Origin of the sequence: Saccharomonospora azurea NA-128, from assembly GCF_000231055.2 — a bacterium.
Lineage (GTDB): Bacteria > Actinomycetota > Actinomycetes > Mycobacteriales > Pseudonocardiaceae > Saccharomonospora > Saccharomonospora azurea.
In genome coordinates, this window is record NZ_CM001466.1 from 2,473,371 (window position 1) to 2,493,175 (window position 19,805).

At 70.3% G+C, this 19,805-nt stretch carries 17 protein-coding genes and 1 tRNA gene; 12 read left to right on the forward strand and 6 right to left on the reverse strand.

All coding sequences use genetic code 11. The features are described from left to right. Window positions 1–25 precede the first annotated feature (25 nt). Window positions 26–694: a hypothetical protein gene (locus SACAZDRAFT_RS10975; protein ID WP_005441575.1), complete on the forward strand. Its 669-nt coding sequence runs from the start codon at window positions 26–28 to the stop codon at window positions 692–694. 61 nt (window positions 695–755) lie between these two features. Here the strand turns inward: SACAZDRAFT_RS10975 and SACAZDRAFT_RS10980 are convergent, their stop codons facing one another. From SACAZDRAFT_RS10980 to SACAZDRAFT_RS10995, 4 genes are all read right to left on the reverse strand, one after another. Then, entirely contained in the window at window positions 756–1,046 is a 291-nt protein-coding gene (locus SACAZDRAFT_RS10980) for an amphi-Trp domain-containing protein (protein ID WP_005441577.1), read from the reverse strand. Between the two features lie 92 nt (window positions 1,047–1,138). Further along, window positions 1,139–2,194: a cobalamin B12-binding domain-containing protein gene (locus SACAZDRAFT_RS10985; protein WP_005441580.1), complete on the reverse strand. Its 1,056-nt coding sequence runs from the start codon at window positions 2,192–2,194 to the stop codon at window positions 1,139–1,141. 5 nt (window positions 2,195–2,199) lie between these two features. After that, window positions 2,200–3,528: a PP2C family protein-serine/threonine phosphatase gene (locus SACAZDRAFT_RS10990; RefSeq protein ID WP_005441581.1), complete on the reverse strand. Its 1,329-nt coding sequence runs from the start codon at window positions 3,526–3,528 to the stop codon at window positions 2,200–2,202. A 245-nt stretch (window positions 3,529–3,773) separates the two neighbouring features. Continuing rightward, window positions 3,774–3,846, reverse strand: a tRNA-Thr gene (locus SACAZDRAFT_RS10995). A gap of 240 nt (window positions 3,847–4,086) precedes the next feature. Here SACAZDRAFT_RS10995 and SACAZDRAFT_RS11000 point away from each other — a divergent pair. Genes SACAZDRAFT_RS11000 through otsB form a run of 3 tightly spaced genes read left to right on the forward strand, consistent with a single transcriptional unit; the run spans window position 4,087 to window position 9,684 of the window. Beyond that, on the forward strand, window positions 4,087–5,607 hold the full coding sequence (locus SACAZDRAFT_RS11000) for a threonine/serine exporter family protein (protein ID WP_005441583.1): 1,521 nt from the start codon (window positions 4,087–4,089) through the stop codon (window positions 5,605–5,607). A 24-nt stretch (window positions 5,608–5,631) separates the two neighbouring features. After that, a complete protein-coding gene (locus SACAZDRAFT_RS11005; RefSeq protein ID WP_005441585.1) occupies window positions 5,632–7,110 on the forward strand; it encodes an alpha,alpha-trehalose-phosphate synthase (UDP-forming) in 1,479 nt (492 codons plus the stop codon). A gap of 42 nt (window positions 7,111–7,152) precedes the next feature. Next, window positions 7,153–9,684, forward strand: a complete 2,532-nt coding sequence (otsB, locus tag SACAZDRAFT_RS11010) for a trehalose-phosphatase (protein ID WP_005441587.1) — start codon at window positions 7,153–7,155, stop codon at window positions 9,682–9,684. Between the two features lie 43 nt (window positions 9,685–9,727). On the opposite strand, the gene radA is transcribed toward otsB, so the two are convergent. Both radA and SACAZDRAFT_RS11020 read right to left on the reverse strand, forming a co-directional pair. After that, on the reverse strand, window positions 9,728–11,128 hold the full coding sequence (radA, locus tag SACAZDRAFT_RS11015) for a DNA repair protein RadA (protein ID WP_005441588.1): 1,401 nt from the start codon (window positions 11,126–11,128) through the stop codon (window positions 9,728–9,730). Window positions 11,129–11,186: 58 nt separating this feature from the next. Continuing rightward, the gene (locus tag SACAZDRAFT_RS11020) at window positions 11,187–11,777 is read right to left on the reverse strand and encodes a copper chaperone PCu(A)C (protein ID WP_005441591.1); all 591 of its coding nucleotides are present in this window, start codon (window positions 11,775–11,777) and stop codon (window positions 11,187–11,189) included. A 330-nt stretch (window positions 11,778–12,107) separates the two neighbouring features. On the opposite strand from SACAZDRAFT_RS11020, the gene SACAZDRAFT_RS11025 reads away from it, so the two are divergent. The 8 genes from SACAZDRAFT_RS11025 (at window position 12,108) to SACAZDRAFT_RS11060 (ending at window position 19,774) form a co-directional block, all read left to right on the forward strand. Beyond that, on the forward strand, window positions 12,108–12,599 hold the full coding sequence (locus SACAZDRAFT_RS11025) for a CarD family transcriptional regulator (protein WP_005441592.1): 492 nt from the start codon (window positions 12,108–12,110) through the stop codon (window positions 12,597–12,599). Window positions 12,600–12,602: 3 nt separating this feature from the next. Then, a complete protein-coding gene (locus SACAZDRAFT_RS11030) occupies window positions 12,603–13,247 on the forward strand; it encodes an IspD/TarI family cytidylyltransferase (protein WP_005441594.1) in 645 nt (214 codons plus the stop codon). Further along, window positions 13,244–13,717 (forward strand): 2-C-methyl-D-erythritol 2,4-cyclodiphosphate synthase, encoded by a 474-nt coding sequence (ispF, locus tag SACAZDRAFT_RS11035; protein ID WP_005441596.1) that lies wholly within the window; start codon window positions 13,244–13,246, stop codon window positions 13,715–13,717. The genes SACAZDRAFT_RS11030 and ispF overlap by 4 nt, the downstream gene beginning before the upstream one ends. Window positions 13,718–13,720: 3 nt before the next feature. Next, complete coding sequence (locus SACAZDRAFT_RS11040; protein ID WP_005441598.1) at window positions 13,721–14,407, forward strand: HAD family hydrolase; 687 nt, start codon at window positions 13,721–13,723, stop codon at window positions 14,405–14,407. A 17-nt stretch (window positions 14,408–14,424) separates the two neighbouring features. Then, on the forward strand, window positions 14,425–15,804 hold the full coding sequence (gene cysS / locus SACAZDRAFT_RS11045) for a cysteine--tRNA ligase (RefSeq protein WP_005441600.1): 1,380 nt from the start codon (window positions 14,425–14,427) through the stop codon (window positions 15,802–15,804). 3 nt (window positions 15,805–15,807) lie between these two features. Further along, on the forward strand, window positions 15,808–16,776 hold the full coding sequence (rlmB, locus tag SACAZDRAFT_RS11050; RefSeq protein WP_005441602.1) for a 23S rRNA (guanosine(2251)-2'-O)-methyltransferase RlmB: 969 nt from the start codon (window positions 15,808–15,810) through the stop codon (window positions 16,774–16,776). A gap of 240 nt (window positions 16,777–17,016) precedes the next feature. Next, window positions 17,017–18,453, forward strand: a complete 1,437-nt coding sequence (locus SACAZDRAFT_RS11055) for an MBOAT family O-acyltransferase (RefSeq protein WP_005441603.1) — start codon at window positions 17,017–17,019, stop codon at window positions 18,451–18,453. Window positions 18,454–18,721: 268 nt separating this feature from the next. Next, window positions 18,722–19,774, forward strand: a complete 1,053-nt coding sequence (locus SACAZDRAFT_RS11060; RefSeq protein WP_005441605.1) for a helix-turn-helix domain-containing protein — start codon at window positions 18,722–18,724, stop codon at window positions 19,772–19,774. The last annotated feature ends 31 nt before the right edge of the window (window positions 19,775–19,805 follow it).

Sequence of the window (19,805 nt, forward strand, 5' to 3'; positions counted from 1 at the left end):
GCTCGGGAGGAAGGGGCAGCACGCTGTGCTCCAGCAAAGGAAGGGGCGGACGGCGCTCGCATCGGGACTCGCCGCCGCGTTGCTGGTGCTGACCGCCTGCGCTTCGCCCGGGACCGCACCCGCCCCGCCGGTGGACGAGACCCGCACGGTGACACTGCAACCGTTCACCCCGGAGGGCGAGCTCACCCCGGGACTGCGCGTGGTGCAGGAGGTGTCCGGCAGGTGCGTGCCGTCGGTGCTGAGCCCGGACAACGACCACGCCCGCCGCTGCTTCGCCACCGAGACGTCCGTGGCGATGGACCCCTGCTACGTGCCGGACCCCGAGCTCGGGCGGCGGCTCGTCGACCACGAGGAGCTGCGGGAACTCGGCATCTTCACCGTGGCGGTGTGCCTCGCGACTCCGGAGCAGACCGACCTCACGCGCATCTACGTCGCGGAGGACACCGGGGTGTACTCCGCACCCACGAACTCGGTCGACCCGCACTGGGCGCTCGAACTCGCCGACGGCACGCGCTGCGTGAAGGTGTTCGGGGTGAAGGAGGTCCGGGAGAACCTGCACCTCAGCTACAGCTGCGACGACGGCGGATACCTGTACGGCATCCCCGACGAGGAGCTGCGGGTGTGGATGATCCACTACCGGGAGAAGGACTCGGACGAGCTCGTCTACACCGAGGTGCGCACGGCCTGGAAGTGACGCCCGCGGCCGCCCCCGCGGATCACCGCGGAGGTCGGCGCGGAGCTGATGTCGCCTGCTGTCAGACGACGGGTTGGTCGGCGTCGTCCTCGGAGGTCTCAGCGTCGTCGGCGTCGTTCGCGTCGGCGGAGTCCTCGATCGTCCACTTCAGCTGGAACTCGATCTCCTCCTCGCCGTCACCGCGTTCGTGCTCGATCGAGAACTCGGCGCGCGCGGGCACCCGGATGCGTTCCCCGGCGATCTGGATACGGAACGGCTTGTCGGTTTCGAGCGCGTCGGCCAGCCGGCGCAGCTTCGCCACGACGTCGGCGGTCGAGTAGAAGGCTTCCACGTCCCGCGATGCGGCAGTCACAGTCTTCCCTTCGTTCGGATGGCTTGCTGACGTTCGCGATCCTGTCACGCCGACCGGTCACGCCGCCGGGTTTCGAGACAGCGCCGAATCGCTCACGCGGCCTCGTACGCCGGTACCGACCAGTGCTCCTCGACCAGCGCGCGGGCCCGCGGCAGCGACCCCACGGCGTCGAGGACCTCCGACCGCAGCGAGTCGACCGCGGACGGTGCGACCGACCGCGAGGTGAGCACGGCGAGCACCCACTGCGCCACGTCCCGCACGAGGCGGCCGTCGGCGGTGAGCAGTGCCCCCTCGATCGCACGGAAGGGCTGTTCCACGCAGTCGCGGATCACCAGGTTGAGGTCGGTGTCGGTGACGATGTCGCCCTCGCCCACGGACCCCGCGGGCCCCCACTGCCCGGTGACTTGTCGCACCAGGCTGTAGTGCTCGGTGTCGAGGGTGCGCTGTTCGGAGAGGACGTCCTGCGGCAGGGGCGGCACGGACTCCACCGTCGGAGGGAGGTCCTCGATGAGGTCGAGTCCTTCCGGCAGCGTCGGCGCCCACGCCGTGGCACCGAGCGTCCGCGCGCGGCGTCCGTCGGTGCCGAACGCGGCCCCGCCCGCCAGCACGGGGATTCCCGCCGTGGTCGCCGACTCGATGGCCCGGCGGGTGCTCGGCAGCCCCCCGGCCACGGAGCAGCTCACGGCGACCGCGTCCGGCTCGACCTGGTACAGGTACGAGTACAGCCGCTCGGCGGGTGTCGCCGCGCCCAGGAACGTCACCTGCCAGCCGCGCGCCCGCAGGGACGTGCCCACCACCATCGCGGCCAGCGCGTGCCATTCCCGCTCCGCGCAGCCCACGATGACGCGGCCCTTCGTCAGAGGCAGCGCCCGGACCCGCCTCGCCACGGCCTCGGCGGCGGCCAGCGAGATCCCGGTGGCGATGTGCTCCTGTGCGACCGACCACTCCGCGCTCTGCCACCGCTCGCCGATGCGGCGCTGGGCGGGCGTGATCACGTCGCACAGCAGTGAGACGGGCTCGGCGCCGGCGTCCAGGGCGTGGTCCACGAGCGCGATCGCCTCCGAGGCGTTGCCCGCCGCGAGCGCGTGCTCGAAGCCGGAGAACAAGCCGTCGTGATCGGCGTGGTGTGCCGTCATGGAGGTGGACATGAGAGTCAGGCTCCGTTCTGAACGGCGATCAAGGCGATGTCGTCGTGCGCCGCGCTGTCGAGGTGTTCCAGCACGCGTTGCTCCACGGCCTCACAGACCGTCGCGGGACTCGCGCCCGCGTACTCGGGGAGCATCACGCGCAGCCGCTCGTGACCGAAGAAACCCTCCACGCCACGCGCTTCGTCGACCCCGTCGGTGTAGAGCAGGACGGTGTCCTTCACGCCCAGCCGTACGTCCGTCTCGACGAACGACAGACCGGAGATGATGCCCGCGACCGTTCCGGTGACGCCCGGCTCGTCGACGGCGCCGTCGGCCCGCACCACGAGCGGCGGCGGGTGTCCCGCCACGGCGATCGTGGCGGTGATGGCCTCGTCGCCGCTGTTCCGGCGGAAACGCACGCAGGCCGCCGTCACGAAACGTTGGGACATCTGAGGGCGCAGGACCTCGTTCAACGCCCCCAGCACCTTGGCGGGCGATCGGTCGAAGTACGCCGCCGTCCGGATCGTCTGGCGGGCGAGGCTCGTGTACACCGCCGCGTCGATTCCCTTGCCGCAGACGTCGCCGATGACCACGGTGAAGTCGTCCGCGTCGCCGTGGACGTCGTAGAAGTCACCGCCGATCCGCAACCGCTGCTGTCCCGGCCGGTACCGCGCCGCCACGTAGACGCCCGGGTACTCGGGCAGCTCGGGAGGACGCAGCACCTGCTCCAGGGCGTTGGCCATCTCGCCGCGTTCCTCGTAGAGCCGCGCCGACTCCAGGGTCGCGGCCACCCTGCGACCGAACTCCTCGGCGGCGAGCGCGTCGCCGGTGGTGTAGTCGCCGCCGTCGACGCCGCCGGCCGGCCCGCGCACCACGACGAACACGCCGTTGGTCGCGCCCCCGATGTTGAGTGGGACGGCGAGCACCGTCGACGGCCGGTGCGACGCGGCCTCGTCCCGCAGCGGTGTGGAGGGGACGAGGTCGGCGAGCGCGGCGTCCACGTCGTCGCCGGGTGCCGCGTAGCGTCCGGTGACTCCGCGCCGCCGGAACCGGCCCAACGCCTGCCGGGGATCGAGCCGACCGAGCAGCACAGGACCCGACACCCGCGTGTCGCGGCTGCGGGAGTAGACGGAAACGCTGTCGGAGTCGAAGAACGCGAGCATCGCCCAGTCGCCGAAATGGGGAACGGCGAAGTCGAGTGCCCGGTACACGGTGCGGCGCACGTTCAGCGACCCGGCGAGCTGCCGGGACAGTTCGCCGATGACTTGCACGTGGGCCCAGTCGCCGGGCTGAGGCGTTCCGGCGAGGTCACTCTCCGATGGTTCACGGGGTGCTCGATCGAAAGCCGCGTTCACAGCCGACTCCTCGGTGAAGAGGACATCAAAACCCGACTGTACGGGACGAATCGGCCCTCAGGACCCACCGTGGACCGACCGAGTCCGAACATTCTCGGCGGGTGAGCGGGCGAACGCGCAGGGCCACGGGAACGCCCCGGCGACGTCGACGGTCGGCCCCGGAGCAGGGCGCACGAGCGCGCACGGCGGCGACCGCCGGGAGACCGCGGCGAAGCGAACTGATCGACGAACGAACGAATGGACGGAGCCGGCAACAGGACTCGAACCTGCGACCCTCTGTTTACAAGACAGATGCTCTACCAGCTGAGCTATGCCGGCCTGAATCCTCGCGCCCGAAGACGTGCGGACCCGTCCCCACTATATCCGGCGCGATCTGCGCCACAGCGGGCGCCCACACGGCCTTACGTCGCTGCTGAGGGCCCATATCGCGACTACCGTAGTTCGAGGTCACGTTCGGACAACGATGTGGTATACGCCACGGCCCTCAGGGTGCAACGGTCGAGGCCGCGCTGCCGATGCTCTCCCGGGGGGAACAGCTGGACTTCCGAGGAGGTGGAGATGAAGTTGAAGCCGCGCGCTCGTGCGGCCGCACCCAAGCGCCGTCACGCGTGGCAGATCCTGGAAGCACCAGCCGACGAACAGGCCGAGAAGCGCGCGCAACGCCAACCGGGCCGCAAGATCCGGCAACGCGCCTGGCACATCCTGGAGCCGCCGACGGGCGAACTGCCCGCGGTCGAGCCGCTGCAGGACGCGGCCATCGGCCCGGAACTGCCGGACGAAGCGACCGTCCACATGGTTCTGGATCTCGTCACACGCATCGGTGAGGTCCAGATGGCCAGCGGGGCGGGCGCCTCCGACGTCACGGCCACGATCCTCGCGCTGACGCGGGCTCTCGGCCTCCCACACTGCGAGGTGGACGTCATCTTCACGTCCATCACCGTCAGTTGTCTGCGAGGCAGCGACCTTCCGCCGGTCACCGCACTGCGCGTCGTGCGCTCCCGCAGCCTCGACTACACCCGGTTGTCCGACACCGAACGCCTCGTGCAGCTGCTGATCCGCGGGCGGATCAGCGCCGAGGACGCCTACACGGAGCTGGCGCGGCTCACGAACGCCGAGCACCCCTACCCGCGGTGGGTGTCGACGCTCGCGTGGGGCGGCATGGCCGGCTTCATCACCCTGCTGCTGGGCGGTACCGGGTGGCTCCCGCTCATCTCCTTCGTGATCAGTGCCGTGGTGGACCGCGTGGGCAGGCTCCTCAACAAGGGCGCGCTGCCGTTCTTCTTCCAGCAGGTGGTGGGCGGCTTCATCGCCACGTTGTCGGCCATCGCCATCGTGAACATCGACGCCTTCGACCTGGAGAGACCGACCCTCGTCGTGGCCGCGGCCCTGACGGTGCTGCTGTCCGGGCTCTCGACCGTGTCGGCCGTGCAGGACGCCATCACGGGCTATTACGTGACCGCGTCGGGCCGAACCCTCGAAGTGGCGATCATGAGTGCCGGACTGATCACCGGGGTGGGTGCCGCCATCAGCCTCGCCGCCGAGTTGGGGGCGACCCGGACTCCGGTGCCTGCCACGCCGACGGCCTCGCCGCTGACGCTGCCGATCATGGTGGTCGCCGGGTCGGGTGCCGCCGCGTGCTTCGCGCTGGCGTCCTACTCGAAGATCCGCCCGATGGCCGTGGCCGCCGTCGCGGGCGCAGTCGGTGCGGGCGCCTACGGTGCGCTGAGCCTCGCCGGGTACAACCAGATCATCGCCGCGTCGATCGCGGCGACGCTGGTCGGCTTCGGCGGCGGCGTGCTCGCCCGGCGGCTGAAGGTCACCCCTCTGGTGGTCGCGGTATCCGGTATCACTCCACTGCTTCCGGGGTTCTCGACCTACCGCGGTATGTCCCAGTTGGTCAACAACGGCGACATCAAGATCCTGATGTCGGCGGCGGCGATCGGCCTGGCTCTCGCGGCCGGAGTGGTGCTCGGCGAGTGGTTGGCACAGCCCGTGAAAACGGGGCTCGGACGGCTCGAACGCAAGCTCTCCGGCCCCCGAATGGCGGGCCCCCTGAACACTGGCCGCCCCCTCGAATAGGCCCAGGCGAGTTACTGTTTGGACATGCCTTCCGCGCCATTTTCGGAGCTGCCCTCGAACCCGACGTTCACCCCGCGGTCGAACGCACGAGCCGAGTTCGTCGTGGTCGCCAACCGGCTACCGGTCGACCTCGAACGCACCGCGGACGGCACCCAGCGCTGGACGCAGAGCCCCGGCGGGCTCGTGTCGGCGCTGGAGCCGTTCCTGCGGTCGCGCAAGGGCGCCTGGGTCGGTTGGCCCGGGGTGCCGGACGTGGAGGTCGACGAATTCAGCGACGACGGCCTCGTGCTGCACCCGGTGGCCCTGACCTCGGACGAGGTCCGCGACTACTACGAGGGGTTCTCCAACGCCACGTTGTGGCCGCTGTACCACGACGTGGTGGCCAGGCCGGTGTTCGACCGGGGTTGGTGGGAGAGCTACGTGCGCGTCAACCGGCGGTTCGCCGAGGCGAGCGCGGCCGTGGCGGGCCCGGGCGCCACCGTGTGGGTGCAGGACTACCAGCTCCAGCTGGTGCCCACGATGCTGCGTGAACTGCGGCCCGACCTGCGCATCGGCTTCTTCCTGCACATCCCGTTCCCACCCGTGGAGCTGTTCATGCAGTTGCCGTGGCGAGCGGAGATCGTGCGCGGGCTCATCGGGGCCGACCTGGTGGGCTTCCACCGGCCGGGCGGTGCGCAGAACTTCCTGTGGCTGGCCCGCCAGCTCATCGGCCTCGAACCGAGCCGGGGTTCGGTGGGTGTGCGGTCGAGGCCGGGCATGGTGCAGGTCGGCGACCGGACCGTGCGCGTCGGCGCGTTCCCCATCTCCATCGACGCCGCCGGCCTCGACTCGCTGTCGCGGAGCAAGCCGGTCCAGGAACGCGCCCGGCAGGTGCGGCGCGAGCTCGGCGACCCGAAGACCGTGCTGCTCGGGGTCGACCGCCTCGACTACACCAAGGGCATCGACCTCCGGCTGGCCGCGTTCCACGAACTCCTGCAGGAGGGCCGGGTCAAGCCGGAGGACGTCACCTTCGTGCAGCTCGCGACCCCGAGCCGGGAACGCGTCGAGCACTACCAGCAGATGCGCAGCGAAATCGAACAGATGGTGGGCCGCATCAACGGCGAGTTCTCCCGCGTCGGCCACCCCGCGGTGCACTACCTGCACCAGTCGGTGAACCGCTCGGAACTCGCGGCGTTCTTCTCGGCGGCCGACGTCATGGTGGTGACCCCGCTGCGGGACGGCATGAACCTCGTCTGCAAGGAGTACGTCGCCTGCCGTCACGATCTCGGTGGCGCGCTCGTCCTGTCGGAGTTCGCGGGCGCGGCAGCCGAGCTGAGCAGCGCGTTCCTGGTCAATCCTCACGACCTGGATGGGGTGAAGAACGCACTCGAGCAGGCTATTACGCTCGACCCTGCAGAAGGTCGGCGTAGGATGCGCGCCCTGCGTCGCCAGGTTCTGACGCATGACGTCGATAGGTGGGCGCGCTCGTTCCTCGAAGCCCTCGGAACGGAAGCGGCCGCCTGACCTTCTCCCCAGACCCGCTGCTCAACTCCCCGAGGAGGAGTGTTGACCGCCGAGGCCCTGCCTGCTGAGCTGCGGCGGGCGATCGTGCAGATCGCCCGGACGCCGCGCCTGCTGGTCGCCTGCGACTACGACGGAACGCTTGCCCCCATCACGACCAATCCGGACGAGGCCAGAGCCCGTCCCGAGTCGGTGGGCGCTCTGCGGTCCCTCGCATCGCTGCACGAGACCACGTGCGCCGTGATCTCCGGACGTGCGCTACGCGACCTGGCGATCCTGTCGCGGCTGCCCGCCGAGGTCCATCTCGTCGGCAGCCACGGTTCCGAGTTCGACATCGGGTTCGTGCATGCTCTCGACCCCGAGGCGCGGGACCTGCACCGTCGACTCGAAACCGAGCTCGCGCGCCTCGTGGACGGCGTCGACGGCGCGGCCCTGGAGGTCAAGCCCGCGAGCGTGGCGGTCCACGTGCGACGGGCCGACCGCGAGGACGCGCGCAAGCTCGTGGCCGCGGTCCACGAAGGGCCTGCCACGTGGGACGGCGTCACCACCACGGACGGCAAAGAGGTGGTCGAACTCGCCGTGGTGCAGACGGACAAGGGCAGCGCCCTGGACACGCTGCGCCATCAGGCGGGCGCCACCGCCGCCGTGTTCGTCGGCGACGACGTCACCGACGAGAAGGCGTTCGCGCGGCTGACCGGCCCCGACCTCGGCGTGAAGGTCGGCGAGGGCGACACGCTGGCCGAGTACCGCATCGACGACACCGAGGACGTCGCCACCATGCTGGCGTTCCTGCTGGAGGAACGCCGCAACTGGTTGTACGGCCAGCAGGCGCCGCCCATCGAACGCATCTCGATGCTCGCCAACGAACGTTCGGTGGCGCTGCTGACGCCGGACGCCAAGCTGACGTGGCTGTGCCACCCCGGCCCGGACGCCCCCGCCGTGTTCGCCGACCTGCTCGGCGGCGAGAGCGCGGGGCACTTCTCCATCAAGCCGCACCGCAACGGGCTGCCACTGGGCCAGCGCTACCTCCCCAACACGATGACCGTGGAAACCCGCTGGTCCCGCCTGCTCGTCACCGACTACCTGGAGCCGGAGAGCGCGCCCCACCGCACCGACCTCGTGCGCGTCATCAGTGGCGAGACCACGGCGTCCGTCGTGTTCGCGCCGCGCCCGGAGTTCGGCGGCGTGCCCGTGCGGCTGCTGCGCGAGGAGGACGGGCTGCGCGTGCTCGGCACCTCCGAGCCGTTCGTGCTGCGCTCCCCCGGCGTGCAGTGGGAGATCACGCACGACGGCCTGCACGACACCGCGAGCGCGCTGGTGACACCCGAACGCGACAAGCCCGTGGTGCTCGAACTGCGTTGCGGCACCACCGACCTCGGCGCCCACGAATTGTCCGAGGTGGAACGCCGGGCGCGCGCGGGCCGCTACTGGAGCGAGTGGGCCACCACGCTCAAGCTGCCGCAGGTGGAGCCCGAGCTCGTCGCGCGGTCGGCGCTGACCCTGCGCGGGCTCGCCGACGCCGACACCGGTGGCGTGATGGCCGCGGCGACGACCTCGCTCCCGGAGGAGATCGGCGGCGTCCGCAACTGGGACTACCGCTACTGCTGGATCCGCGACGGCGCCATGACCGTGCGCGAGCTGGTCACGCTCGGCTCGCTGGAGGAGGCGGAGGGCTTCCTGCGCTGGCTGCACGGCGTGCTGTCCACGCTGGCGGGCCCCGAGCGCCTGCACCCGCTGTACACGCTCGCGGGCACCCAGCTCGGCGCGGAGGCCGTCATCGACTCGCTGCCCGGGTACAAGGGTTCGCGGCCGGTGCGGGTCGGCAACCTCGCCAACCACCAGGTGCAGCTCGACGTGTTCGGCCCCGTCGTCGAACTCGTCGTCACGCTGGCGGAGGCACGCGGCGAGCTGCGCGACGAGGACTGGCAGATGGTGCGGGCCATGGCCGAAGCCGTCACCCGCCGCTGGTCGGAGCCCGACCACGGCATCTGGGAGGAACGGCACGTCCCCCGGCACCGCGTCTACTCGCGCGTCATGTGCTGGGTGACCATCGACCGCGCCATCAAGCTGGCCGAGGTCTACGACCGCCCGGTGCCCACCGGGTGGGTCGAGCTGCGCGACGAGATCGCCGACGACGTGCTGACCCACGGCTGGAACTCGGAGGTGCAGGCGTTCACCACGGCCTACGACGGCACCGACCTCGACGCCGCGTCGCTGTTCGTCGGGCTGTCGGGGCTGATCGACCCGCAGGACGAGCGCTTCCAGTCCACGGTCACCGCCATCGAGGCCGAGCTGCGCAGCGGCTCCACCGTCTACCGCTACCGGCGCGACGACGGCCTGCCGGGCAACGAGGGCGGCTTCCACCTGTGCGCGGCCTGGATGATCGAGTCGTACCTGCTCACCGGACGGCGTACCGAGGCGCAGGAGCTGTTCGAGCAGCTCGTGGACGCCGCGGGCCCGACGGGACTGCTCCCCGAGCAGTACGACCCGATCGCCGAACGCTCCCTCGGCAACCACCCGCAGGCGTACTCGCACATCGGGCTGATCCGCTGCGCCCGCCTGCTGTCGGAGGCCTGACGACGACGGGGCGGCCGCCCGCACACGCGCGTGGCCGCCCCTCTCACGCCGACGGCGACGCGGTCTGGTCCGCCGGGCGCGTGCCGGGGACGTACTCCACCGCGCGCAGAGCACTCGCGAGGTCGCCGACCTCCAGCGTCTTGATGCCGTCCGGCAACGGACCCGAGTCGGGCGGCACGAGCGCGTGGGTGAAGCCCAGGCGCGCGGCCTCGGCCAGTCGCCTGCCCACGCCGGTGACCCGACGCACCTCCCCGGCCAGGCCCACTTCCCCGATGGCGACGAGCCTCGGGGACAGCGCCAGGTCCCGCATTCCCGACCACACGGCGAGCGCCACGGCCAGGTCGACCGCAGGCTCGGTGACCTTCATGCCGCCGACGGTGGCCGTGTAGACGTCCTTGCCGCCGATCGGGTTGCCGGAGCGCTTCTCCAACACCGCGAGCACCATGCTCACGCGCGCGGAGTCGAGTCCGCTCACCGCGCGCCGGGGCTGCGGCAGCGCCGACTCGGCGACCAGAGCCTGCACCTCGCAGAGCAGGGGCCGCTTGCCCTCCACCGTGACCGCGACCGCCGTGCCGGGAACCGCTTCGGCGTGGCGGTTGAGGAACAGGCCCGACGGATCGGGTACACCCTCGATGCCGTCGTCGTGCAGTTCGAAGCACCCGATCTCGTCGGCGGCGCCGAACCGGTTCTTCACGCCCCGCACCATGCGCAACGTCGAATGCTTGTCGCCCTCGAAGTGCAGGACGACGTCGACGAGGTGCTCCAGCACCCTCGGCCCCGCGACCGAGCCCTCCTTGGTGACGTGCCCGACGAGCACGACCGGGAGCCCGCGCTCCTTGGCCAGCGCCACGAGCGCGGCCGTCACCGCCCGCACCTGCGTCACGCCGCCGGGAGCGCCGTCGGCCTGCGGCGACGACATGGTCTGGACCGAGTCGACGATGAGCAGGCCCGGCTTCACGTCGTCGACGTGCCCGAACACCGCCGCGAGATCGCTCTCCGCGGCGAGGTACATGCGGTCGTGCACGTTGCCCGTGCGCTCGGCCCGCAACCGCACCTGACCCGCGGACTCCTCGCCGGTCACGTAGAGTGCGGCAGCCTCGCTGCGCGCGGCCCACTGGTAGGCGACCTCCAGCAGCAACGTCGACTTGCCGACGCCGGGTTCACCCGCGAGGAGGACGACGACGCCCGGAACGAGACCGCCCCCGAGCACTCGGTCGAGTTCCGACACCCCGGTGGGCTTGGCACGGGAGGCCTCGACGTCGACCTCGGCGATCGGCTTGGCCGGCGAACTGGGCGCCCCCGCCGCCACCGTGGCGATCGGCGCGCGCGAGCCGGCCCGCTCCTCGACGGTTCCCCAGGCCTGGCACTCCGGGCAGCGCCCCACCCACTTCGCGACTTCGTGGCCGCACTCCGCGCAGCGGTAACTCGATCCCTTCCTCACCACGGGCCGACGCTAACGCGCGCCACCGACAGTCGGCGAGGTGGAGTCGAACGGGCCGGGGTCAGTGACCGCCGCCCTCGCCCTCGGGCTCGGGCGACTTGGTCCGCGGCTCGTCGGGCAGGGTCACCGGCAACTCGAACGTCACCTGTCCCGCATCACGGAACGTGAGCGTGAGGTCGATCATCTGGCCGGAACGCAGCTCGCGCTTGAGCCCCTGGAGCGTGAGCGAGCCCCGCGTGGGGTCGCCCGTGACCTCGTCACCCGTGGCCGGCGCGTCCTGGCCCAGCACGAGCGTGCGGTACGCGGGGACGGCGCGGGAGCCCTCGAGCACGACGTTGTCCGCCGCCTCGGTGCTCGCCGACACCAGCTCGTCGGCCTGGTCGCTCTGGTTGACGATCCAGATCATGGTCTCGGCGTCGCTGCCCTGCGGGTACACGGGGGCCTCGGGCCCGGCGCCCTCCGGAAGGGCGACCTCCGCGTTCCGGATCGCGATCGGGCCGACTTCGGCCGAGGTGCCGTCGATCGCCGCCACCTGGGTGTCCGTCTGCGTGATCTGCCCGGCGGCGCATCCCGTGACGAGCAGTGCGGCACCGACAGCGGCCACGATCGGCCCCACCGATGCGGCCCTCGAACCCACCGTGCGACGTTTCACTCTGGAGTCCCTCCTACTCAGGGCTGCCTGTCGCCGAGACTATCCCGGGCGCGCGTCGAGGACGTCACCCGGTGCCCCACGGGTGTGGCGCAGACTTCACCCCGGCTTCACCGCGGCGCCGAGATCAACATCGACAAACGCGTCCACAATGGATTACCGGAATGCTCCCGAAAGCCCCCGTCGCCACCTGCGTGAGTATGCGAATTACGCATTTGTCAACCCCCTCACCTGCGACAATCAGGCCATTGACCTGCGACAACGAGGTCGGGTCTCTGGTTCGGAGCCGAAACCGCGTGCTAAGATGGACACAGCGAAAGGGGCAGAGGACACATGGTTTTCAAGGTCGGAGAGACCGTCGTCTACCCGCACCACGGTGCCGCACTCATCGAAGCGATCGAAACCCGCGTGATCAAGGGCGAGGAGAAGCAGTACCTCGTCCTCAAGGTCGCGCAGGGTGATCTTACGGTTCGCGTCCCCGCTGACAACGCCGAGGTCGTCGGCGTGCGTGATGTCGTGGGTCAGGACGGTTTGAACCGGGTTTTCGACGTGCTGAGGGCTCCGCACACCGACGAGCCGACGAACTGGTCCCGTCGGTACAAGGCCAACCTGGAGAAGCTCGCCTCCGGCGATGTCAACAAGGTGGCCGAAGTGGTGCGCGACCTGTGGCGGCGGGAAAAGGACCGTGGCCTGTCCGCGGGCGAGAAGCGGATGCTGGCCAAGGCGCGGCAGATTCTGGTCAGCGAGCTCGCGCTCGCCGAGGGCACCGACGAGAACAAGGCCGAGGTGCTGCTCGACGAGGTGCTGGAAACCGCGGTGGTCTAGTCGCTGCCGAACGTCATCGCACTGGTCCCGCTCGGGGCCGAAGATCGTGAGGGATTCGGCGCACTCGCGCCCGTACGAGGCGTAGCACTCCTGACACATGTCGTGCGCGGCATCGTGTCCGCGGACTGTGTCGACCACGTCGTGGTGGCCGGTCCGCCACCGTGTCACGGCGGCTACGCCGACGCACTCGCCGCAGTGGGTGATCCTCGCGTCGTTCTCGTCTCCGGTGCCGGTGACCGCATCGAATCAGCCCGGCTGGCCTTGCGAGCCGCGAAACCGGCAACCCAGGACGTGGTGCTCGTCCACGACGCGACCCGACCGTTCACGCCCGCGGAGAGCATCCGCGGGGTCGTCGACGCGGTTCGGGCGGGGGCGCCCGTAGCCGTTCCGGTGGAGCCGGTGACCGACACCGTGAAGGTCGTCGGCGCCGACGGCGTCATCACGCGCACGACCGATCGGGAGAGCCTGCGGCGGGCTCAGTCACCGCGAGGATTCGCGGCGGACTTCCTCTCCCGGACGGACCTGGCGAAAGCCCTGGGGTTCGTGGGCGTGTCCGTCCGCACCGTTTCCGGACACCCGAACGGAATCCGGGTGAGTACCGCATTCGAACGCACCGTGGCGGAAGCGCTGCTGGAGGGACGGGAATGAGGATCGGCCAGGGCGTCGACGTACACCCCATCGAAGCGGGCCGCGAGTGCTGGCTCGTCGGCCTGCGGTGGCCCGATGCCGACGGGTGCGCGGGGCACTCGGACGGCGACGTCGGTTCCCACGCCCTGTGCGACGCGCTGCTCTCCGCCGCGGGGCTCGGCGATCTGGGCTCGGTCTTCGGCACGGGAGACGACCGCTGGGCCGGCGCCCACGGTGTCGAGCTGCTCACGGAGGTCCGGGCGAGGATCACCGACGCCGGGTATCGGGTGGGCAACGCGGTCGTCCAGGTCATCGGCAATCGACCCAAGATCGGCAAGCGCCGCGACGAGGCGCAGCGTGTGCTGAGCGACGCCGTCGGCGGTCCCGTGTCGGTCTCGGCGACCACCACCGACGGGCTCGGCCTCACCGGACGAGGTGAAGGCGTCGCGGCCATCGCGACGGCGTTGCTGCTGCCGACCGAGAGGAGCTGACACGTGGCGATCGAGGCGGTGCTGTTCGACTTCTCGGGCACCCTCTTCCGCTTGGAGCACAAGGCGAGCTGGCTCACCGACCTCACCGACCACCGGGGCGATCCGCTCGACGTCGAGGCGCAGGCCGAACTGTTGCGCCGCATGACGGCCCCGGTCACGTTGACCGTCGACCTCGACGAGGAACACCTGCACGCGTGGCACCACCGCGACCTCGACCCGGTCCTGCACCGCAAGGTGTACCTGGAGGTGCTGCGCCAGTCGGGCATCCCGCGCGTCGAGCAGGCCAAGGCCCTCTACCGCAGGCTGATCGACCCGTCGGAGTGGACGCCCTACCCCGACACTGGTGAGGTGCTGCGCGGCCTGTCGGCGTCGGGCGTCACCGTGGGCGTGCTGAGCAACATCGCGTTCGACATCCGGCCCGCGTTCGCCGCGCACGGCTACGACACCCACGTCGACGACTTCGTGCTCTCGTACGAGGTCGGCGCCATCAAGCCGGACCCGGCGGTGTTCCGCATCGCGCTCGACCGGCTCGGGGTCTCCGCCGAACGCACCCTCATGGTGGGTGACAGCAAGGAGGCCGACGGCGGCGCCACCCAGCTCGGCTGCGCGTTCGCGCTGGTCGACCCGCTGCCGACCACCGAGCGCACCGACGGGCTGCGCACCGCCCTGCGCGAGCATTCGGTGCTCTGACCCGTACCATTTGCGACGTGGTCCTTCAACTGTTCGACACCGCGACCAGGCAGGTGCGCGAGTTCCATCCCGCGCGCAGTGGAACGGCGTCCATCTACGTCTGTGGGGCCACCGTGCAGGGCGTACCGCACATCGGGCACGTCCGGGGCGCGTTGAACTACGACGTGCTGCGCCGGTGGCTCGTCCACTCCGGACTGGACGTGCTCTTCGTGCGCAACGTCACCGACATCGACGACAAGATCCTCACCAAGGCCGCCGAGGCCAGCCGCCCCTGGTGGGAGTGGGCGGCGACCCACGAGCGCGCGTTCGAGGACGCTTACGCGGCGCTCGGTTGCCTCCCGCCCTCGGCGACGCCCCGCGCCACCGGGCACATCACCCAGATGATCGAGCTGATCCAGCGGCTGATCGACTCCGGCCACGCCTACGCGGCCGGGGGCGACGTGTACTTCTCCGTAGCGTCGTTCGACGGCTACGGAGCTCTGTCCGGACAGCGGATGGAGGACGTCCAGCAGGGCGAGAGCCAGGCCGAGGGCAAGCGCGACCACCGCGACTTCACGCTGTGGAAGGGCAGCAAGCCCGGCGAGCCGTCCTGGCCGACGCCGTGGGGTCCGGGGCGGCCCGGCTGGCACCTGGAGTGCTCGGCCATGGCCACCGCCTATCTCGGTTCGGAGTTCGACATCCACGGCGGCGGTGTGGACCTCGTCTTCCCGCACCACGAGAACGAGCGCGCACAGTCGTTGGCGGCGGGCGACGGGTTCGCGCGGTACTGGCTGCACAACGCGTGGGTGACGATGTCCGGCGAGAAGATGTCGAAGTCGCTGGGCAACGTGGTCGCCATCCCCGAGATGCTGCGCCGGTACCGGCCGGTGGAGCTCCGGGCGTACCTCATCCAGCCCCACTACCGCTCCACGATCGAGTACTCGGACGCCGCTCTCTCCGAGTCCGCCCAGGGCTACCGGAGGATCGAGCAGTTCCTCCGGCGCGTGCGAGGGTCCTCGGGCGACGTGCGGGTCGGTCGGGTGCCGGCCGAGTTCGCCGCGGCACTCGACGACGACCTCGGCACCCCGCACGCGTTCGCGGTGCTGCACAACACGGTGCGCGACGGCAACGCGGCGCTCGACGCCTCCGACGGCGACAAGGCGCTCGAACTGGCCGAGACGGTCCGTGCCATGGTGGACGTCCTCGGCATCGACCCGCTGTCGGAGCAGTGGGCCGAGGACACCGGCACCGAGGCCGCGGCCCTGTCGAGGCTGGTCGACGCCATGCTCGCCGACCGGCAGCAGGCCCGAGCCGACCGCGACTTCGCCCTGGCCGACCAGATCCGCGACCGGCTCGCCGCAGCGGGCATCTCGGTGGAAGACACCCCTAATGGTCCCATGTGGACAGTGAGAGACTGACGTATGGCAGGCAATTCCCATCGCCGTGGAGCGGTGCGCAAGCAGGGCACGAAGAAGGGTTCCGTCGTCGGCTCCGGCGGCAACCGCCGCAAGGGCCTCGAAGGCAAGGGCCCGACCCCGAAGGCGGAGATGCGGCCAGGGCACCCGGCTCAACGCAGGGCCGCTGCCGCCGCCGCTCGCGCGGAGCAGAAGCGCACCGCCGCCAAGAAGTCGGCCGAGACCCCCGAGATCATCGCGGGCCGCAACCCCGTCGTCGAGGCACTGCGCGCGGGAGTGCCCGCCACGGCCCTGTACGTCGCGCTGAACGTCGACGCCGACGACCGTGTCACCGAGGCCGTGCGCGTCGCCGCGGACCGGGGCATTTCCATCCTGGAAGTGCCCCGCGACGAGCTCGACCGCAAGACCAACAAGGCCGTGCACCAGGGGCTCGGGCTCCAGGTGCCGCCGTTCTCCTACGCGAGCGCGCACGACCTGTTGAAGGCCGCCCGCGAGTCGGGTGAGCCTCCGCTGCTCGTCGCGCTCGACGGGGTCACCGATCCGCGCAACCTCGGCGCGGTCATCCGCTCCGCCGCCGCGTTCGGCGCGCACGGCGTGCTGCTGCCGAGCCGCCGTAGCGCCGGGATGACCGCCGTCGCGTGGCGCACGAGCGCTGGCGCGGCGGCACGGCTTCCCGTGGGTATGGCCACGAACCTGACCCGGCAGCTGCGCGAGTGGGCGTCCGAGGGCCTGATGATCGTGGGGCTGGATGCCGACGGTTCGGTGGACATCGACACGATGAACATCGACGTCGACCCGCTGGTCGTGGTGGTCGGATCCGAGGGCCGCGGGCTGTCGCGGCTTGTGCGGGAGACGTGCGACTACACCGTGTCCATCCCCATGGCCGCCGGCGTCGAGTCGCTGAACGCCTCCGTCGCGGGTGCGGTGCTGCTGGCCGAGGTCGCACGTCGCCGCCGCGCCGCGGGCCGCGTGTAGTACGCCTGCCCGGGAGCCGTCCCGAAACTGCGAACAAGCGTCCCTGAGTCGCGGACACGCCGGCATGGTGACCACCCACCGGCGTGTCCGCGTCCTACGTACGCGTGTCCGCACTTCCGGTACGCGTGTCCGCACTTCCCGTACTCCGGGTGCCTCGATCGCATGTCCACCACATTCGCCTCATCGAGGGATGCCCTCCGTTAGAGTCACCGTGCGCGATCGTGACCGGGGGGCCGTTGAATGTCGTTCGTCTCGCCACTGTTCCTGTGGTACTTCATGCCCGCGGTGCTCGTCGCGGTGCTGGTGTTACCGCGGAGCTGGCGCAACGGCATCGTCGCGGTCGGCAGCCTGATCTTCTACGCCACGGGCGCGGGCGCGTTCACGCTCCTGCTGCTGGCGTGCATGGTGGTGAACTACGCGGCGGGGCCTGCCTTGGAGCCCGACCCGTGGAGTCCTCGCCTGCAATCGCGACGGCGCACACTCCTGATCTGCGTCATCGCCTTCGACCTCTCGATCCTGCTGGTCTGGAAGTACGCGGGGTTCGCGACCGAGCAGATCGCCTGGTTCGCGCAACTGTTCGGCGGCGACTTCCCCATCGCCGAACTCGCGCTGCCGATCGGCATCTCGTTCTTCACGTTCCACCACATCTCGTACGTGGTGGACATCTACCGCGGTGAACGCGCCGCGCTGCGCAACCCGGTGGCGTTCGGCACCTACATCTCGATGTTCCCGCAGCTCGCGGCCGGGCCGATCGTGCGGTATCACGAGATCGCCGACCAGCTGCCGCAGCACCGGTCGCACCGGCTGGACGACATCGCGGCGGGCTTCCCCCGGTTCGCGCTGGGCCTGTGCAAGAAGGCGGTCATCGCCGACTCGCTCGCCCCGCTGGTGGACGCCTGCTTCTCCACCCCGTCCGACGACATGACGTTCGCGATCGCGTGGCTCGGCGCGATCGCCTACACATTGCAGCTGTACTTCGACTTCTCCGGCTACTCGGACATGGCCATCGGTCTCGGCCGCATGCTGGGCTTCCGCCTGCCGGAGAACTTCGCCCGCCCGTACTCGTCGGTGACCGTGACGGAGTTCTGGCGACGCTGGCACATGTCGCTGTCGCGCTGGTTCCGCGACTACGTCTACATCCCGCTCGGCGGCAACCGGGGCGGTGCGGCGAAGACCTACCGCAACCTGTGGATCGTCTTCCTGCTGACCGGCTTCTGGCACGGCGCCGCGTGGACGTACGTGGTGTGGGGCGTCTACCACGGCGTGCTGCTCGTGGTCGAGCGCGCGACCGGCCGTGACCGCACACCGCACACGCCGGGCGCACGGGTGGGACGCCGCGCGCTCACGCTCGTGCTGGTGATCGTCGGGTGGGTGTTCTTCCGGGCACCCGACCTCGGATACGCGTTCACGATGATCGGCAACATGCTGCTGCCGGACTTCACCGGCCTGACCGAGGTCGTGGGGGCGGCGTTCACCAACCAACGCCTCGTCCTGCTCCTGCTCGCGCTGGTGGTGTTCTTCCTGCCCGCCTCCCCCGTGACGGGCCCGCTCCTGGAGTCGGCTCGCACCAAGCCCGCCGCCGCGCTGCGGGTCACGGTGATGACGGTGGGCGCGCTCTACGCCGCCATCCTCGTCGCCACGGGCACCTTCAGCCCGTTCCTGTACTACCAGTTCTAGGTAGACGGCTGATCAGTATCTCCTTCCTCCCGCCGGGGCCACGCAGACTCGCCAGCGGCCGGCCTTCTCCTGCTATCCCAGGAACCGAACTCACGGGCAAGGCCGCCAACACGCTCGGCGACGAGTGATCACTGTCGGCAGTGGACCGATCACCATAAGGTTGTTCTTGACTACCCTGGCAGGTGCATCGCTTCGCGGAGATCGGTTGCCCCGGACTAGGCCCCCGGGGTTCCGCGAAGAGGCACGACTCCGCGAACGAGGTGAACTCATGGAGACGTTCGGCCAGCGGCTGCGCCGTCTGCGGACCGAAGCCGGGCTCTCGCAATCCCAGCTCGCGCACATGGTTCCGGTCTCGCAAGCGAGCCTGTCCCGCTACGAATCCGACCGGCAAGCCGTTGCCCATGACCTTGCCGAACGGCTCGACGAACTCGTCAACGCGAACGGTGCGCTGCTCAGCCTGTGCCACCAGCTCGACGCGGCCGAGACCACGTGCAGCACGCGTGTTCTGGACGCGGCTGCGGAAGCTGCGTTCGAGAACGCCCCTGACCTGGCTGCACTCATCGCGGACCGCACCGCCCAGTTCCGTCGCCTCGACGACTTCGTGGGCGGCCGCGAACTGTATCCGTCGGTGCGTCGCTCGTTCGAGGCCGCGTCCGCGGCGTGTCGCGACGACACCACCGCGCTGGCTGGTCTGTCCGAACTCGGGCAGATCGCGGGCTGGGTCGCCTCCGATGCCGGTCATGTGACCGACGCGGCACACCTCTACCTCACCGCCGCGAAGGCGGGCACCCAGGCCGGTCGCCTCGACTTCGGTGCTTCCGCGCTGTCGAGCCTCGCTTACCAGCTCGCGAACTCGCCAGCCATGTCCGACCGGGCGGAGGCGGTGCTACTCGCGTCCGCCGTCGCCGACCGTGCCGACGGCATCGGGCGGGCATTGTTACTCGACCGGCTCGCGTGGACGCACGCCCGCGTCGGGGATGCAGCGGCCGCGTCACGTGTCCTCGACGAGGTAGACGACGTGTTCGCCGACGCCCGGGAGCCAGCCCCCACATGGGCATACTGGCTCGACCAGGATGAGATCAACGTTATGCGCGGGCGATGCATGGTGGAACTGAATCGCCCATCCGCGGCCATCGAATTGCTCAGCGATGCGCTCAGCCGGTACGACCCCACCCGAGTCCGAGAGCGCGGTCTGTACACGACGTACTTGGCGGAAGCCCTGGTCAAAGAGGGTGATGTTACGGAGGCCCGCCGACTGCTCGACGGCATGCGGCAGGCGGAAAGCGCCCGGCTCGAAGCGCGCCTCGATGTGCTGACGTAACTCCCAGGCCATGCGCATGGCGTAACCCCTC

Excerpts from the sequence above, each read along its gene's own strand:
- SACAZDRAFT_RS10985 (WP_005441580.1), bottom strand. The coding sequence starts at position 2,194 with ATGTCCACCTCCATGACGGCACACCACGCCGATCACGACGGCTTGTTC.
- SACAZDRAFT_RS11000 (WP_005441583.1), top strand. The coding sequence starts at position 4,087 with ATGAAGTTGAAGCCGCGCGCTCGTGCGGCCGCACCCAAGCGCCGTCAC.
- SACAZDRAFT_RS11005 (WP_005441585.1), top strand. The coding sequence starts at position 5,632 with ATGCCTTCCGCGCCATTTTCGGAGCTGCCCTCGAACCCGACGTTCACC.
- SACAZDRAFT_RS11025 (WP_005441592.1), top strand. The coding sequence starts at position 12,108 with ATGGTTTTCAAGGTCGGAGAGACCGTCGTCTACCCGCACCACGGTGCC.
- ispF (WP_005441596.1), top strand. The coding sequence starts at position 13,244 with ATGAGGATCGGCCAGGGCGTCGACGTACACCCCATCGAAGCGGGCCGC.
- rlmB (WP_005441602.1), top strand. The coding sequence starts at position 15,808 with ATGGCAGGCAATTCCCATCGCCGTGGAGCGGTGCGCAAGCAGGGCACG.
- SACAZDRAFT_RS11055 (WP_005441603.1), top strand. The coding sequence starts at position 17,017 with ATGTCGTTCGTCTCGCCACTGTTCCTGTGGTACTTCATGCCCGCGGTG.
- SACAZDRAFT_RS11060 (WP_005441605.1), top strand. The coding sequence starts at position 18,722 with ATGGAGACGTTCGGCCAGCGGCTGCGCCGTCTGCGGACCGAAGCCGGG.